At 63.4% G+C, this 16,157-nt stretch carries 11 protein-coding genes; 7 read left to right on the forward strand and 4 right to left on the reverse strand.

Going from position 1 to position 16,157, the window contains the following annotated elements; translation table 11 throughout:
• The first annotated feature begins 359 nt into the window (after positions 1–359).
• The 4 genes from rplJ (at position 360) to rpoC (ending at position 10,019) form a co-directional block, all read left to right on the forward strand.
• Positions 360–878, forward strand: coding sequence for a 50S ribosomal protein L10 (gene rplJ / locus ACVCNR_RS17135; protein WP_354199857.1), 519 nt, complete (start codon positions 360–362; stop codon positions 876–878).
• A gap of 54 nt (positions 879–932) precedes the next feature.
• A complete protein-coding gene (gene rplL, locus ACVCNR_RS17140) occupies positions 933–1,310 on the forward strand; it encodes a 50S ribosomal protein L7/L12 (protein WP_354199858.1) in 378 nt (125 codons plus the stop codon).
• A gap of 231 nt (positions 1,311–1,541) precedes the next feature.
• Complete coding sequence (rpoB, locus tag ACVCNR_RS17145; RefSeq protein WP_447075603.1) at positions 1,542–5,675, forward strand: DNA-directed RNA polymerase subunit beta; 4,134 nt, start codon at positions 1,542–1,544, stop codon at positions 5,673–5,675.
• A 147-nt stretch (positions 5,676–5,822) separates the two neighbouring features.
• Entirely contained in the window at positions 5,823–10,019 is a 4,197-nt protein-coding gene (gene rpoC / locus ACVCNR_RS17150) for a DNA-directed RNA polymerase subunit beta' (RefSeq protein ID WP_447075604.1), read from the forward strand.
• A gap of 100 nt (positions 10,020–10,119) precedes the next feature.
• Here the strand turns inward: rpoC and ACVCNR_RS17155 are convergent, their stop codons facing one another.
• The 4 genes from ACVCNR_RS17155 to ACVCNR_RS17170 form a co-directional block, all read right to left on the reverse strand.
• Positions 10,120–10,407, reverse strand: coding sequence for a PTS sugar transporter subunit IIB (locus ACVCNR_RS17155; protein WP_035033392.1), 288 nt, complete (start codon positions 10,405–10,407; stop codon positions 10,120–10,122).
• A 2-nt stretch (positions 10,408–10,409) separates the two neighbouring features.
• Positions 10,410–10,892, reverse strand: coding sequence for a PTS sugar transporter subunit IIA (locus ACVCNR_RS17160; RefSeq protein ID WP_447075605.1), 483 nt, complete (start codon positions 10,890–10,892; stop codon positions 10,410–10,412).
• Positions 10,893–10,896: 4 nt separating this feature from the next.
• Positions 10,897–12,315 carry a PTS galactitol transporter subunit IIC gene (locus ACVCNR_RS17165; protein ID WP_447075607.1) on the reverse strand — a complete coding sequence of 473 codons (1,419 nt, stop codon included), beginning with the start codon at positions 12,313–12,315 and terminating at the stop codon, positions 10,897–10,899.
• A 197-nt stretch (positions 12,316–12,512) separates the two neighbouring features.
• Entirely contained in the window at positions 12,513–12,806 is a 294-nt protein-coding gene (locus ACVCNR_RS17170) for a transcriptional regulator (protein WP_447075608.1), read from the reverse strand.
• Positions 12,807–13,269: 463 nt separating this feature from the next.
• Between ACVCNR_RS17170 and rpsL the strand changes: the two genes are divergently transcribed.
• From rpsL to fusA, 3 genes are all read left to right on the forward strand, one after another.
• Entirely contained in the window at positions 13,270–13,641 is a 372-nt protein-coding gene (gene rpsL / locus ACVCNR_RS17175; RefSeq protein ID WP_035033399.1) for a 30S ribosomal protein S12, read from the forward strand.
• A gap of 57 nt (positions 13,642–13,698) precedes the next feature.
• Positions 13,699–14,169: a 30S ribosomal protein S7 gene (rpsG, locus tag ACVCNR_RS17180; RefSeq protein ID WP_354199864.1), complete on the forward strand. Its 471-nt coding sequence runs from the start codon at positions 13,699–13,701 to the stop codon at positions 14,167–14,169.
• Positions 14,170–14,198: 29 nt separating this feature from the next.
• Positions 14,199–16,157 (forward strand): elongation factor G (gene fusA, locus ACVCNR_RS17185; protein ID WP_447075610.1); only part of this gene is annotated, 1,959 nt, incomplete at its 3' end.

The following is a 16,157-nucleotide window of genomic DNA, read 5'->3' on the forward strand; positions in this document are numbered from 1 at the left end:
GAGGATCGCCGCGCAAGCGCTGATCCTCGTTGAAATTCCGGCTCCCGCCCAGGCGGGGTCCGGATGCCGGGTCCGAAAGGCCCCGGCTATCCTGTCCGAGATTGCAGGCGGTCCGCTCCAGGGCGGAACTTAATCCTAACGGGTCTGCATGAGACGGGTGACGACCGGACAAGGGAGGGTTTCCCTCCCAAGAAAGGTTCGAACCGTGTGTGCCTTTTGTCTGTACGCCTTCGGGCGTGGCGGAAAGGGGACAGGATCCTCGAGCGCCGATCGGGAACGTCCGACTGGACCGGACCGGCCGGCAAAAGGCAACCGACGCCCGCTTCGTGAATGTTGCGGGGGTCAACTGGAGATAGGCAGTGGATAGAGCGGAAAAGCGCGAACTCGTCGCGGACCTGAACGACGCCTTCAAGGGCGCCGGCTCGGTCATCGTGGCCCACTATGCCGGTATCACCGTTGCGCAGATGAACGATCTTCGTACGAAGATGCGTGCTGCCGGCGGCACCGTCAAAGTCGCGAAGAACCGCCTCGCCAAGATCGCTCTTCAGGGCACGGAATCCGAAAGCATCATCGATCTGTTCAAGGGACAGACGCTGATCGCCTATTCGGACGATCCGGTTGCGGCTCCGAAGGTCGCGTCCGATTTCGCCAAGGGCAATGACAAGCTTGTCATTCTCGGCGGCGCAATGGGCACGACCTCGCTCGATGCCGATGGTGTGAAGGCTCTGGCCTCGCTCCCGTCGCTCGACGAGCTGCGCGCAAGGTTGGTGGGCATGATTTCCACCCCGGCAACCCGGATCGCACAGGTCGTCAACGCACCGGCAGGCAATGTCGCGCGCGTTATCGGCGCATATGCCCGGAAGGACGAGGCGGCGTGAGGCCGTTCCTCGCCAAACATCAACACGTTCGAATCTTATTGAAGGAAAAGAAAAATGGCTGATCTCACCAAGATCGTTGAAGACCTGTCGGCCCTGACCGTCCTCGAGGCGGCTGAGCTGTCGAAGATGCTGGAAGAGAAGTGGGGCGTTTCCGCCGCTGCTCCGGTGGCCGTTGCCGCCGCTGCCGGTGGCGCTGCCGCCGCCGCTCCGGCCGAAGAGAAGACCGAGTTCGACGTCGTCCTCGCCGAGGCCGGCGCCAAGAAGATCGAGGTCATCAAGGAAGTGCGCGCCATCACCGGCCTGGGCCTCAAGGAAGCCAAGGACCTGGTCGAGGCCGCTCCGAAGCCGCTGAAGGAAGGCGTCGCCAAGGCCGAGGCCGAGAAGATCAAGGCCCAGCTCGAAGCTGCTGGCGCCAAGGTCGAGCTGAAGTAAGCGTTCGGGTTCCGGCGGGCGGCCTTCGGGCCGTCCGCCACCTCCCTTCGGGAGGCCCTCTCGTCAGGGGGAGAACCCGGCGATCGTGTTGGAGAACCTCTTTCCTGAGGGCCGAAAGCGGCTTTCAGGAAACAGGTTTTCACCTGTTTTGGACAAGGCCGCACCAAAGCGGCCTGGAGGCAAGGCGGATCGCGGCGTGATCCGCCCCGAGATGCGAGCTAAGGAGCTATGATGGCCCAGACCCAGACTTTCAATGGCCGCAGGCGCGTCAGAAAGTTCTTCGGAAAGATCCCCGAAGTTGCCGAGATGCCGAACCTGATCGAGGTTCAGAAGGCGTCCTACGACCAGTTCCTGATGGTCGAGGAGCCCGAGGGCGGCCGGCCTGACGAAGGCCTGCAGGCAGTCTTCAAGTCGGTCTTCCCGATCTCCGATTTCTCTGGCGCTTCGATGCTGGAATTCGTCAAGTATGAGTTCGAGGCGCCGAAGTTCGACGTTGACGAGTGCCGTCAGCGCGACCTGACCTATGCCGCGCCGCTCAAGGTGACGCTGCGCCTGATCGTGTTCGATGTCGACGAGGACACCGGCGCCAAGTCGATCAAGGACATCAAGGAGCAGGACGTGTACATGGGCGATATGCCGCTCATGACCTCGAACGGCACCTTCATCGTCAACGGCACCGAGCGCGTCATCGTTTCGCAGATGCACCGTTCGCCGGGCGTCTTCTTCGATCACGACAAGGGCAAGTCGCACTCGTCCGGTAAGTTGCTGTTCGCCGCGCGCGTCATTCCCTATCGCGGCTCGTGGCTCGACATCGAGTTCGATTCCAAGGACGTGGTCCACGCCCGTATCGACCGCCGCCGCAAGATCCCGGTGACCTCGCTGCTGATGGCGCTCGGCATGGATGGCGAAGACATCCTGTCGACCTTCTACAACAAGATCACCTACAAGCGCGCCGGCGACCACTGGCGCATTCCCTACAATGTCGACCGCTTCAAGGGCCTGAAGGCCGTCAACGACCTGGTTGACGCCGACACCGGCGAAGTCGTGGTCGAGGCCGGCAAGAAGATCACCGCCCGCCAGGCGCGCCAGCTTGCCGAAAAGGGCCTCAAGGCCATCAAGGCGACCGACGAGGACCTGCTCGGCAACTATCTGGCCGAGGACATCGTCAACTACCAGACCGGCGAGATCTATCTCGAGGCCGGCGACGAGATCGACGACAAGACCCTGAAGGTGCTGCTCGGCACCGGCGAGGAAGAGATCCAGATCCTCGACATCGACCACGTCAATGTCGGCGCCTATATCCGCAACACGCTGGCCGTCGACAAGAACGAGGGCCGCCAGGACGCGCTGTTCGACATCTATCGCGTCATGCGTCCGGGCGAGCCGCCGACCCTCGAGACCGCCGAGGCGATGTTCAACTCGCTGTTCTTCGACGCCGAGCGCTACGACCTCTCGGCCGTCGGCCGCGTCAAGATGAACATGCGCCTGGAACTCGATTGCCCGGACACCGTGCGCGTGCTGCGCAAGGAGGACATCCTGGCCGTGGTCAAGACGCTGGTCGACCTGCGCGACGGCAAGGGCGAGATCGACGATATCGACAATCTCGGCAACCGCCGCGTGCGTTCGGTCGGCGAGCTCATGGAGAACCAGTACCGCCTGGGCCTGCTGCGCATGGAGCGCGCCATCAAGGAGCGCATGTCGTCGATCGAGATCGACACGGTCATGCCGCAGGACCTGATCAACGCCAAGCCGGCCGCTGCCGCCGTGCGCGAGTTCTTCGGTTCCTCGCAGCTCTCGCAGTTCATGGACCAGACCAACCCGCTGTCGGAGATCACCCACAAGCGCCGTCTTTCGGCGCTTGGCCCGGGCGGTCTGACCCGCGAGCGCGCCGGCTTCGAGGTGCGCGACGTGCACCCGACGCACTATGGCCGCATCTGCCCGATCGAGACGCCGGAAGGCCCGAACATCGGCCTGATCAACTCGCTGGCCACCTTCGCCCGCGTCAACAAATACGGCTTCATCGAAAGCCCGTACCGCAAGATCGTGGACGGCAGGCTGACCAATGACGTGGTCTATCTGTCGGCGATGGAAGAGGCCAAGCACTTCGTGGCGCAGGCCAACGCCGAGCTTGATGCCAACGGCAGCTTCGTCGACGAGTTCGTCATCTGCCGTAACGCCGGCGAGGTGATGATGGCGCCGCGCGAGATGGTCGACCTGATGGACGTCTCGCCCAAGCAGATGGTGTCGGTCGCCGCCGCGCTCATCCCGTTCCTCGAGAACGACGACGCCAACCGCGCCCTGATGGGCTCGAACATGCAGCGTCAGGCCGTGCCGCTGGTGCGCGCCGAGGCTCCGTTCGTCGGCACCGGCATGGAGCCGATCGTCGCCCGTGACTCCGGCGCCGCCATCGGCGCCCGTCGCGGCGGCATCGTCGATCAGGTGGATGCGACGCGTATCGTTATCCGCGCCACGGAAGACCTCGATCCCGGCAAGTCGGGCGTCGATATCTACCGCCTGATGAAGTTCCAGCGCTCCAACCAGTCGACCTGCATCAACCAGCGTCCGCTGGTGAAGGTCGGCGACCACGTCAACAAGGGCGACATCATCGCCGACGGTCCGTCGACCGATCTCGGCGATCTGGCGCTCGGCCGCAACGTGCTCGTCGCCTTCATGCCGTGGAACGGCTACAACTACGAGGACTCGATCCTGCTCTCCGAGCGTATCGTGGCCGACGACATCTTCACCTCGATCCACATCGAGGAGTTCGAGGTCATGGCGCGCGACACCAAGCTCGGGCCGGAGGAAATCACGCGCGACATTCCGAATGTTTCGGAAGAAGCGCTGAAGAACCTCGACGAGGCCGGCATCGTCTACATCGGTGCCGAGGTGCAGCCGGGCGACATCCTGGTCGGCAAGATCACGCCGAAGGGGGAGAGCCCGATGACGCCGGAAGAGAAGCTTCTGCGCGCCATCTTCGGCGAGAAGGCGTCCGACGTGCGCGACACATCTATGCGCATGCCTCCGGGAACCTTCGGCACGGTCGTGGAAGTGCGCGTCTTCAACCGCCACGGCGTGGAGAAGGACGAGCGCGCCATGGCCATCGAGCGCGAGGAGATCGAGCGTCTCGCCAAGGACCGTGACGACGAGCAGGCCATTCTCGACCGCAACGTCTATGCGCGTCTGGCCGACATGCTGGTCGGCAAGGAGGCCATCGCCGGGCCGAAGGGCTTCAAGAAGGGCTCCACACTGGCGCGCGAGACGCTGGACGACTACCCGCGTTCGCAGTGGTGGCAGTTCGCCGTCGAGGATGAAAAGCTCCAGAGCGAGCTGGAAGCCCTGCGCGGCCAGTATGACGACTCCAAGAAGGCGCTGGAGCAGCGCTTCATGGACAAGGTCGGGAAGGTGCAGCGCGGCGACGAAATGCCTCCGGGCGTCATGAAGATGGTCAAGGTCTTCGTCGCGGTGAAGCGCAAGATGCAGCCGGGCGACAAGATGGCCGGCCGTCACGGCAACAAGGGTGTCGTGTCGCGCATCGTGCCGGTCGAGGACATGCCGTTCCTCGAAGACGGTACCCATGCGGACATCGTGCTGAACCCGCTGGGCGTGCCTTCGCGCATGAACGTCGGCCAGATCCTGGAGACGCACCTTGGCTGGGCTTGCGCCGGCATGGGCAGGAAGATCGGCGAGCTGATCGACGCCTACAAGGCTGGTGGCGATATCAAGCCGCTGCGCGAGACGGTCGAGTCGGTCATCCCGGCCAATGACCGCAACGAGCCGGTGCGCGAGTACGACGACGAGTCCGTCGTGCGTCTCGGCGAGCAGATGCGCCGCGGCGTGTCCATCGCCACGCCGGTGTTCGATGGTGCCAACGAGGCCGACATCGACCACATGCTGACGCAGGCCGGCCTGCATACCTCGGGCCAGTCGCAGCTCTACGACGGACGTACGGGCGAGCCGTTCGACCGCAAGGTGACCATGGGCTACATCTACATGCTCAAGCTTCACCACCTGGTCGACGACAAGATCCACGCCCGCTCGATCGGCCCGTACTCGCTCGTTACCCAGCAGCCGCTGGGCGGCAAGGCGCAGTTCGGCGGCCAGCGCTTCGGCGAGATGGAGGTGTGGGCGCTCGAAGCCTACGGTGCCGCCTACACGCTGCAGGAAATGCTGACCGTGAAGTCGGACGACGTGGCCGGCCGCACCAAGGTCTACGAGGCCATCGTGCGCGGCGACGACACGTTCGAGGCGGGCATTCCCGAGAGCTTCAACGTTCTCGTCAAGGAAATGCGCTCGCTCGGCCTCAATGTCGAGCTGGAGAACACCAAGGTGGATGGCCCGACGCAACTGCCGGATGCCGCCGAATAACAGGGCGAATGCGGCCGCGCCGGTGCGCGGCCGCCCGCTGGCCCTTCGAGGGCCGCACGAAATTTTCCGGCCGAGGCCGGTTCTCGCGGGTTCACCCCGCACGAAAACGAAATTGGGGTATTCGAGGACCCCGCAAAGGAGAATGGCATGAACCAAGAGGTCATGAATCTCTTCAACCCGCAGGCGCCCGCGCAGGTGTTCGATTCCATCCGGATTTCGCTCGCCAGCCCGGAGAAGATCCTGTCGTGGTCCTTCGGCGAGATCAAGAAGCCGGAGACGATCAACTACCGCACGTTCAAGCCGGAGCGTGACGGCCTGTTCTGCGCCCGCATCTTCGGGCCGATCAAGGACTATGAGTGCTTGTGCGGCAAGTACAAGCGCATGAAGTACAAGGGCGTCATCTGCGAGAAGTGCGGCGTCGAGGTCACGCTGTCGCGCGTGCGCCGCGAGCGCATGGGCCACATCGAGCTGGCCGCGCCGGTCGCCCACATCTGGTTCCTGAAGTCGCTGCCGAGCCGCATCGGCACGCTGCTCGACATGACTCTCAAGGACATCGAGCGCGTTCTCTATTTCGAGAACTACATCGTCACCGAGCCGGGCCTCACCGCGCTGAAGGAAAACCAGCTTCTCTCCGAAGAGGAGTACATGCTGGCCGTCGACGAATATGGCGAGGACAGCTTCACCGCCATGATCGGGGCCGAGGCCATCCATGAGCTTCTGGCTTCCATGGACCTGGAGAAGATCGCCGGCGACCTGCGTTCGGAACTCGCTTCCACCACCTCGGAGCTGAAGCAGAAAAAGCTGCTCAAGCGCCTCAAGGTGGTTGAGAACTTCATGGAATCCGGCAACCGCCCGGAATGGATGATCATGAAGGTCATCCCGGTCATCCCGCCGGACCTGCGCCCGCTGGTTCCGCTGGACGGCGGCCGCTTCGCGACCTCCGACCTGAACGACCTGTATCGCCGCGTCATCAACCGTAACAACCGCCTGAAGCGCCTGATCGAGCTTCGCGCGCCCGGCATCATCGTGCGCAACGAAAAGCGCATGCTGCAGGAAGCGGTGGACGCCCTGTTTGACAACGGCCGCCGCGGCCGCGTCATCACCGGCGCCAACAAGCGTCCGCTGAAGTCGCTGTCCGATATGCTCAAGGGCAAGCAGGGCCGCTTCCGCCAGAACCTGCTCGGCAAGCGCGTCGACTATTCGGGCCGTTCGGTGATCGTGACCGGCCCCGAGCTCAAGCTGCACCAGTGCGGCCTGCCGAAGAAGATGGCGTTGGAGCTGTTCAAGCCGTTCATCTACGCCCGTCTCGATGCCAAGGGCTATTCGTCCACCGTCAAGCAGGCGAAGAAGCTGGTCGAGAAGGAGCGTCCGGAGGTCTGGGATATCCTCGACGAGGTGATCCGCGAGCATCCGGTTCTCCTGAACCGCGCGCCGACGCTGCACCGCCTGGGCATCCAGGCATTCGAGCCGATCCTGATCGAGGGCAAGGCGATCCAGCTTCATCCGCTGGTCTGCACCGCCTTCAACGCCGACTTCGACGGCGACCAGATGGCCGTGCACGTTCCGCTGTCGCTGGAAGCGCAGCTCGAAGCCCGCGTGCTGATGATGTCGACCAACAACATCCTGCATCCGGCTTCCGGCGCGCCGATCATCGTGCCGTCGCAGGACATGGTTCTGGGTCTCTACTACCTGTCGATCATGAACCAGAACGAGCCGGGCGAGGGCATGGCCTTCGCCGACATGGGCGAGATGCAGCATGCGCTCGAGACCAAGGCCGTCACCCTGCACGCCAAGATCAAGGGCCGCTTCAAGACCGTCGATGCCGAGGGCAACCCGGTTTCGAAGATCTACGAGACCACGCCCGGCCGCATGATCATCGGCGAGCTTCTGCCGAAGAACGTCAACGTGCCCTTCGACATCGCCAACCAGGAGATGACCAAGAAGAACATCTCCAAGATGATCGACACGGTCTATCGTCACTGCGGCCAGAAGGAGACGGTCATCTTCTGTGACCGCATCATGCAGCTCGGCTTCGCCCATGCCTGCCGCGCCGGCATTTCGTTCGGCAAGGACGACATGGTCATTCCGGACACCAAGGCCAAGCTGGTGGCGGATACCGAGGCGCTCGCCAAGGAATACGAGCAGCAGTACAACGACGGTCTGATCACCCAGGGCGAGAAGTACAACAAGGTGGTCGACGCCTGGGCCAAGTGCTCGGAGAAGGTCGCCGAGGAAATGATGGGCCGCATCAAGGCGGTGGAGTTCGACGACAGCGGCCGTCAGAAGCCGATGAACTCGATCTACATGATGTCGCACTCGGGTGCGCGTGGTTCGCCCACCCAGATGCGCCAGCTTGCCGGCATGCGCGGCCTGATGGCCAAGCCGTCGGGCGAGATCATCGAGACGCCGATCATCTCCAACTTCAAGGAAGGCCTCACCGTTCTCGAGTACTTCAACTCGACCCACGGCGCCCGCAAGGGTCTGGCCGACACCGCCTTGAAGACGGCGAACTCGGGTTACCTGACACGTCGTCTGGTCGATGTGGCGCAGGACTGCATCGTCAACGCCATCGACTGCGGCACCGACAAGGGCCTCACCATGCAGCCGATCGTGGATGCCGGACAGGTCGTCGCTTCGATCGGTCAGCGCGTGCTTGGCCGTACCGCGCTCGACGATATCGTGCATCCGGTCTCTGGCGAGGTTCTGGTCAAGGCCGGCACGCTCATGGACGAGCGCGATGTGGAGCTGATCGAGAAGGCCGGCGTGCAGGCGGTTCGCATCCGTTCGGCGCTGACCTGCGAGGTCCGCACCGGCGTCTGCGCGGTCTGCTACGGCCGCGACCTAGCGCGCGGAACGCCGGTCAACCAGGGCGAGGCCGTCGGCGTCATCGCCGCGCAGTCGATCGGCGAGCCGGGCACCCAGCTCACCATGCGTACCTTCCACATGGGCGGTACGGCGCAGGTGGTGGACTCCTCGTTCCTCGAGGCCTCGTATGAGGGCACGGTGCAGATCCGCAACCGCAACGTGGTGCGCAACTCCGACGGTCACCTCGTGGTCATGGGCCGCAACATGGCGATCCTGATCCTCGACGAGGCCGGCAAGGAGCGCGCCACCCACCGCGTCACCTACGGTTCGCGCATCTTCGTGGACGATGGCGACAAGGTGAAGCGCGGCCAGCGTATCGCCGAGTGGGACCCCTACACCCGTCCGGTGCTCACCGAAGTCGAGGGCCGGGTCGAGTTCGAGGACCTGGTCGACGGCATCTCGGTGCAGGAGACGGCCGACGAGTTGACCGGCATCACCAAGCGCGAGGTCATCGACTGGCGCTCGACGCCGCGCGGTTCGGACCTCAAGCCGGCCATCGTGGTGCAGGACGCGAAGGGCAAGGTCGCCAAGCTGTCGAAGGGCGGCGATGCGCGCTTCCTGCTCTCGGTCGAGGCCATTCTCTCGGTCGAGCCCGGCGCGCATGTGAAGCCCGGCGACGTTCTGGCCCGCGTGCCGATGGAAAGCGCCAAGACCAAGGACATCACCGGTGGTCTGCCGCGCGTTGCGGAACTGTTCGAGGCTCGCCGTCCGAAGGATCACGCCATCATCGCCGAGATCGATGGCACGATCCGCTTCGGCCGCGACTACAAGAACAAGCGCCGCATCATCATCGAGCCGCATGACTCGACGCTGGAGCCGGTGGAATACCTGATCCCGAAGGGCAAGCCGTTCCATCTTCAGGACGGCGACGTCATCGAGAAGGGCGACTACATCCTCGACGGCAACCCCGCGCCGCACGATATTCTTGCGATCCGCGGCGTCGAGGCTCTGGCCTCCTACCTCGTCAACGAGATCCAGGAAGTCTATCGACTGCAGGGCGTGTCGATCAACGACAAGCACATCGAGGTGATCGTTCGCCAGATGCTGCAGAAGGTGGAAATCACGGAGCAGGGCGACTCGACCTACATCCCGGGCGACCATGTCGACGTGATCGAACTGGACGAGATCAACGATCGCCTGCTCGAGGAAGGCAAGAAGCCCGCGGCCGGCCAGCCGGTGCTGCTCGGCATCACCAAGGCCTCGCTGCAGACGCCGTCCTTCATCTCGGCCGCGTCGTTCCAGGAGACCACCCGCGTGCTCACCGAGGCTGCTGTTGCCGGCAAGACCGACATGCTGCAGGGCCTGAAGGAGAACGTGATCGTGGGTCGCCTGATCCCGGCCGGTACGGGTGGCCAGATGAGCCAGATCCGCCGCATCGCCACGTCGCGCGACGAGCTGATCCTCGACGAGCGCCGCAAGGCCTCGGGCGCCGAGACGGCCGAGACGATGCTGGTCGACATGACGACGGCGGCGCAGTAAGCGCCGTCAGTCGGCGAAAAGCCAACAAGAAAGGCCGCCGGAGCGATCCGGCGGCCTTTTGTTTTGGCTGTTTGTCTTGAACCAGGCGAATGAGGCGGGCTCAGCCCCGCAGCGTGGCCTCGATCTTGTCCAGCACATCCGCCTTGCCGACGCCTGTCAGGAAGGCGAGGGTGGTGATGACCGGCACGCCGAGATCGGTGGGAAGCTGCGTGGTGGAAACCACGAGGTCGACGCCGTTGAGCATGGAGCGCACTTCGGTCGCCTTGCATTGCGTGGAATTGATGTTGATGCCGCGCTCCTTCATCGCCTCGGTCACCGCATGCGATACCAGTGTCGAGGTGGCGATGCCGGTGCCGCAGGCAAACAGCACGTTCTTTTGCAGGGCCATTCCTATTGTTCTCCTTGTTGTGTGCCGTCGAGCAGGGCGAGCAGCTCGTCCGGTGTGCCGGCGTCCAGCAGCTTCTGGCTCAGGGTCTCGTCCTGGATGGTCAGCATGATCTGTTGCAGCATCTCGATCTGCCGGTCCTTGTCGTTCAGTGCCAGCATGAACACCAGTCCGACCGGCACCGCCTCATCAGGGTCTTCCATATTGGCGAAATCGACCGGATGCGCCAGCGTCGCTATGGCGATGCCGGGCTTCAGGACATGTTCGGGGTCCGTATGGGGCACGGCGACATTGCTGCCGCGTCCCATCGGCAAGCCGGTGGGCAAGCGCGCTTCCCTTGCCAGTACCGCCTCGGCGAAGCTCGTCCGCACATGGCCAAGCTTTTCCAGCCGGCCGGCGAGCAGGCGGATGACCTCCTCGCTGGTAGCGGCATCTGCCTTGACCGCGATGGCTTCGCGTTCGATCTGCCCGGCAAGGGATCGCGTCATGTGGTCAGGCCTCCTGTGTCTGGTTGGTCACCGCATCCGGTTCGCCCGCGCCGGCTGCCCGTTCCCAGGCATCGGTGTTGCGGCGATAGAGCCAGAAGCAGAGCGCGATGACGGCTGCCAGAACGATCAGGCCGAACACGGCGAGATTCTGGATGGCGGCGATGACGACATAGGAAATCCACAGGAAGCCATCGACGACGGAGGTGATCTGCACCGCATTGGCCGGCATGGTGAAGCCCGACGCGACCGCAGCGCTGGTGAACAGCGGCGCCAGCGCATTGGCCACATAGAAGCCGGCCGCCAGCGTGATCGTGCCGACCACCACCATCCGGAACACGTTGCCGCGCAGCACCGGTGCCGTCATCGCCACGATGAAGGGAATGACCGCGAGGTCAGCGAACAGGATGACGCGGTTGCCCGGCAGGATGATCGACAGCAGGATGGCGATCGGCACCAAGATGAGCGAAGAGGAGATCGCCGCCGGGTGCCCGATGAGGATCGCCGAATCGAGGCCGACCAGCAGTTCGCGGTCGCCGGCCCGCTTGCGCACGAATTCATGCGCGGCTTCCGATACCGGCAGCAGGCCTTCCATGAGGATCTTCACCATGCGCGGCAGGAGCAGCATGGCGGCCGCCAGTGTCATGCCGGTCTGCAGCACCTTGGAAATGACGGTGCTGGCATCGCCGGCATTGTAGTAGGCGAGAACGCCGATCACGAGGCCGATGATCAGGCCGAGCACGACCGGTTCGCCGAACACGCCGAGCCGGCGTTCGATGGTTTCGGTGCTGAGATCGATCTTGTTGATGCCGGGGAGGCGGTCGAGGACCCAGTTGACGACGATGGCGATGGGCAGGATCTGGGCCGAGGCCAGATGCGGGACCGAAACGCCCGGAACGCCGTAGAATTTCTGCACGGCGCGCGCCGACCAGTCCGCGAACAGCAGCGACAGCGCGGCCATCAGGGCGGCGACGACGAGGCCGTAGCCGAGGCTGCCGGTGGCGGCGGTGGCCAGCGAGCCGATGAAGGCAAAGTGCCAGAAGTTCCACACGTCGACATTGAGGGTGCGCGTCAGCCGCGTCATCAGCAAGGCGATGTTGACGATGATGGCGATCGGAATGACCCACAATCCGACCGAGGAGCCGAAGGCGATCGCCGCTGCCGACGGCCAGCCGACATCGACGATATCGCGCTGGATGCCGGTGTTCCTGACGATGGCCTGCGCCGAATCGCCGATCGTCCCGAGCATGAGCCCGAGCACGAGATTGATGCCGATGAAGGCGACGCCGATGGTGACGGCGGCTCGGAAGGCCTTGCCGGCCTTGGCGCCGAGAATGAGTGCGATGATGAAGATGACGACCGGCAGGAGCACGGTGGCTCCCAGCGTGTCGATGATGGCCTTGAGGCCACTCAGGAACGCGTCCATGATTTCCCTCCCGAAGGGGTTCGTTCCGGCAAGCCAGAACATTTGTTGCGCTGCGACAACAGAAGTTGAACCCGCTTCGGGTCAACTGTCAATTCGGGGTGCGATCGAACTCCGGCTTCGGGGAGGAGATATCCCACGGGAATCAAGGGCTGGCCTGGGCTTGAGCCAGTCAGCCGGCCGCTTTTCGGTTCCGTGCTCTATTCCGGCGTATCGAAAGTGATGATCGAGACTTCGCCTTCCAGTGCGCCCTGATAGGCGGAAAGGTGTGGCTCGTCGTCAGGCTCGCCCTGCATGTCGCCGATCTGGTCGAGTTCGGCTTCGGCGTAACCCTCGGCGGCGAGTGATTCCAGCGCCCTGCGCACGGCGGAATCGTCGTCGGGCGCGACCAGCATCACATGCACGCCCTCGGGCCTGCCGTTCTTGCTTCGCCACACGCGGCCGGTGATGATGGTGACGGTACGCTCGCCGTCCTGTGCGTCATTGTCGTTCATGGCTGATTCTTCACTTGCTGGTGGATAGCGGGTACCGGGACGCCGAATTTTCGCGACTCTACCTTGTAAGAGGGCAGGAACGCGACCACATTGTGCGCAATCCTGCGTATCCCGCGAAAGAAAATTACCGGAGACGGCCGAAACCGGGCAATGGCCCGGATTTGGCGCAGAATCTGGCGTCGTGGGGTTGACGAAAGGGGGGCTTGCGAGTAGAAGCCGCCCAGTCTGAGCCGATGTGAGACTTTCCTTTTCGGGGCGACGCGCCTCGGAGTTAGCCTCAAACAGGGTTCGTTTTACGAGCGAAAAGACATTTCCGGCATGCATGAAGCGGCAACGCTTCCTCTGCTTTTTGTTCGGGCAGCACCGCGAGAGGCGGCTTGTGGCCCGAATTTGCGTATGGAAATGGTGCTTTAGACTGCCCTGAGTGGGTTCGAGACACGGAATTGAGAGACAAGAGGGTTTAATGCCTACCGTCAACCAGCTGATCCGCAAGCCGCGCAAGGCGCCGGCAGTGCGCAACAAAGTCCCGGCCATGCAGCAGAACCCGCAGAAGCGTGGCGTCTGCACGCGCGTCTACACGACGACGCCGAAGAAGCCGAACTCTGCTCTGCGCAAGGTTGCGAAGATCCGCCTGACCAATGGCTTCGAGGTCATTGGTTATATCCCGGGTGAGGGGCATAACCTCCAGGAGCACTCCGTGGTCATGATCCGCGGCGGCCGCGTCAAGGACCTTCCGGGCGTGCGCTATCACATCATCCGCGGCGTGCTCGACACCCAGGGTGTTAAAAACCGCAAGCAGCGTCGCTCCAAGTACGGCGCCAAGCGTCCGAAGTAAGTTTGCGGCTTCGGCGCTTTCTTTTTATGCGCCGCGCGAGAGAAGAGAGACAACAGTATGTCCCGTCGTCACAGTGCAGCTAAGCGCGAGATCAACCCCGATCCCAAGTTCGGCGATCTCGTCATCACCAAGTTCATGAATGCCGTCATGTACGACGGCAAGAAGTCGGTTGCCGAGAGCATCGTCTACGGTGCGCTCGACCAGGTCCAGTCCAAGACCAAGCAGGAGCCGGTCGGCGTCTTCCATCAGGCGCTCGACAATGTCGCGCCGCACGTGGAAGTGCGTTCGCGCCGCGTCGGTGGTGCGACCTATCAGGTTCCGGTCGACGTTCGTCCGGAGCGCCGCCAGGCCCTCGCCATCCGCTGGCTGATCTCGGCTGCCCGCAACCGCAACGAAACCACCATGATCGACCGTCTTTCGGGCGAGCTGATGGATGCGGCCAACAACCGCGGCACCGCCGTCAAGAAGCGTGAAGACACCCACAAGATGGCCGAAGCCAACCGCGCCTTCGCGCACTACCGCTGGTAAGCGCGAAAGAAGAGTAAGAGGCACCTCCCATGGCCCGCGAATTTCCCATCCACGACTATCGTAACTTCGGCATCATGGCCCACATCGATGCCGGCAAGACGACCACGACCGAGCGTATCCTTTATTACACGGGCAAGAACCACAAGATGGGCGAGACGCACGACGGCGCCTCGACCATGGACTGGATGGAACAGGAGCAGGAGCGCGGCATCACCATCACGTCCGCTGCCACCACCACCTCCTGGAAGGGCCGTGACGGCAAGGACCGCCGCTTCAACATCATCGACACTCCCGGCCACGTCGACTTCACCATCGAGGTCGAGCGTTCGCTGCGCGTGCTCGACGGTGCGATCACGCTGCTCGACTCCAACGCCGGCGTCGAACCGCAGACCGAAACCGTCTGGCGCCAGGCCGAGAAATATCATGTTCCGCGCATGATCTTCTGCAACAAGATGGACAAGATCGGCGCCGATTTCTATCGCTGCCTCGAGATGATCAAGTCGCGTCTCGGTGCGATCCCGCTCGCCATGCAGCTGCCGATCGGCGCTGAGAGCGATTTCAAGGGCGTCATCGACCTGCTTGAGATGAAGGCGCTGGTCTGGCGCGACGAAGCGCTCGGCGCGCAGTGGGATGTCGTCGAGATTCCGGCGGACCTCCAGGCCAAAGCCGAGGAATATCGCGAGAAGCTTATCGAGACCGCGGTCGAGATGGACGACGATGCGATGAACGCCTATCTCGAAGGCAACATCCCGTCGATCGACGAGCTGCGCGAGCTGATCCGCAAGGGCACCATCGAGGTGAAGTTCCACCCCGTGTTCTGCGGCACCGCCTTCAAGAACAAGGGCATCCAGCCGCTGCTCGACGCCGTCATCGACTTCCTCCCGGCTCCGGACGAAATTCCGGCCATCAAGGGCATCGACGCCAAGACCGAGGCTGAGATCGTCCGTCATTCGACGGATGACGAGCCGCTGGCCATGCTGGCGTTCAAGATCATGAACGACCCGTTTGTCGGTTCGCTCACCTTCTGCCGCATCTACTCGGGCAAGCTCACCAAGGGCATCTCGGTGGACAACACGGTGAAGGGCAAGAAGGAGCGCATCGGCCGCATGCTGCAGATGCACTCCAACTCGCGTGCCGACATCGAAGAGGCGTTCGCCGGCGACATCGTCGCTCTGGCCGGCCTCAAGGAGACCACCACCGGCGACACGTTGTGCGACCCGCTGGCCCCGGTCATCCTGGAGCGCATGGAGTTCCCCGAGCCGGTCATCCAGATCGCCATCGAGCCGAAGACCAAGGGCGACCAGGAGAAGATGGGCCTGGCCCTGCATCGCCTGGCAGCCGAGGACCCGTCCTTCCGCGTCAAGACCGACGAGGAAAGCGGCCAGACCATCATCGCCGGCATGGGCGAGCTTCATCTCGACATCATCGTCGACCGCATGAAGCGCGAGTTCAAGGTTGAGGCCAATGTCGGCGCTCCGCAGGTGGCCTATCGCGAGACGATCACCCGCTCGCACGAGCAGGACTACACGCACAAGAAGCAGACCGGTGGTACGGGCCAGTTCGCCCGCGTCAAGGTCGTCTTCGAGCCGAACACCGAGAGCGAAGACTACGTGTTCGAGTCCAAGATCGTCGGCGGCGCCGTGCCGAAGGAATACATCCCCGGTGTTCAGAAGGGCATCGAGAGCGTCCTGTCTTCCGGTCCGTTCGCCGGCTTCCCGATGATCAGCGTCAAGGCGACGCTCATCGATGGTGCCTTCCACGATGTCGACTCGTCGGTTCTGGCCTTCGAAATCGCGTCGCGTGCCTGCTTCCGCGAAGCTGCCCCGAAGCTCGGCGTGCAGCTCCTGGAGCCGGTCATGAAGGTCGAGGTCGTGACGCCGGAAGAATATGTCGGCAACATCATCGGCGACCTGAACAGCCGTCGCGGCCAGATCCAGGGCCAGGAAGCCCGCGGCATCGCCGTGGTCATCAACGCCATGGTGCCGCTG

This window comes from Aquamicrobium terrae (assembly GCF_052978165.1).

Excerpts from the sequence above, each read along its gene's own strand:
- ACVCNR_RS17165 (WP_447075607.1), bottom strand. The coding sequence starts at position 12,315 with ATGGACGCGTTCCTGAGTGGCCTCAAGGCCATCATCGACACGCTGGGA.
- ACVCNR_RS17160 (WP_447075605.1), bottom strand. The coding sequence starts at position 10,892 with ATGACGCGATCCCTTGCCGGGCAGATCGAACGCGAAGCCATCGCGGTC.
- rplL (WP_354199858.1), top strand. The coding sequence starts at position 933 with ATGGCTGATCTCACCAAGATCGTTGAAGACCTGTCGGCCCTGACCGTC.
- rpoB (WP_447075603.1), top strand. The coding sequence starts at position 1,542 with ATGGCCCAGACCCAGACTTTCAATGGCCGCAGGCGCGTCAGAAAGTTC.
- rpoC (WP_447075604.1), top strand. The coding sequence starts at position 5,823 with ATGAACCAAGAGGTCATGAATCTCTTCAACCCGCAGGCGCCCGCGCAG.
- rpsG (WP_354199864.1), top strand. The coding sequence starts at position 13,699 with ATGTCCCGTCGTCACAGTGCAGCTAAGCGCGAGATCAACCCCGATCCC.
- ACVCNR_RS17155 (WP_035033392.1), bottom strand. The coding sequence starts at position 10,407 with ATGGCCCTGCAAAAGAACGTGCTGTTTGCCTGCGGCACCGGCATCGCC.
- rpsL (WP_035033399.1), top strand. The coding sequence starts at position 13,270 with ATGCCTACCGTCAACCAGCTGATCCGCAAGCCGCGCAAGGCGCCGGCA.
- ACVCNR_RS17170 (WP_447075608.1), bottom strand. The coding sequence starts at position 12,806 with ATGAACGACAATGACGCACAGGACGGCGAGCGTACCGTCACCATCATC.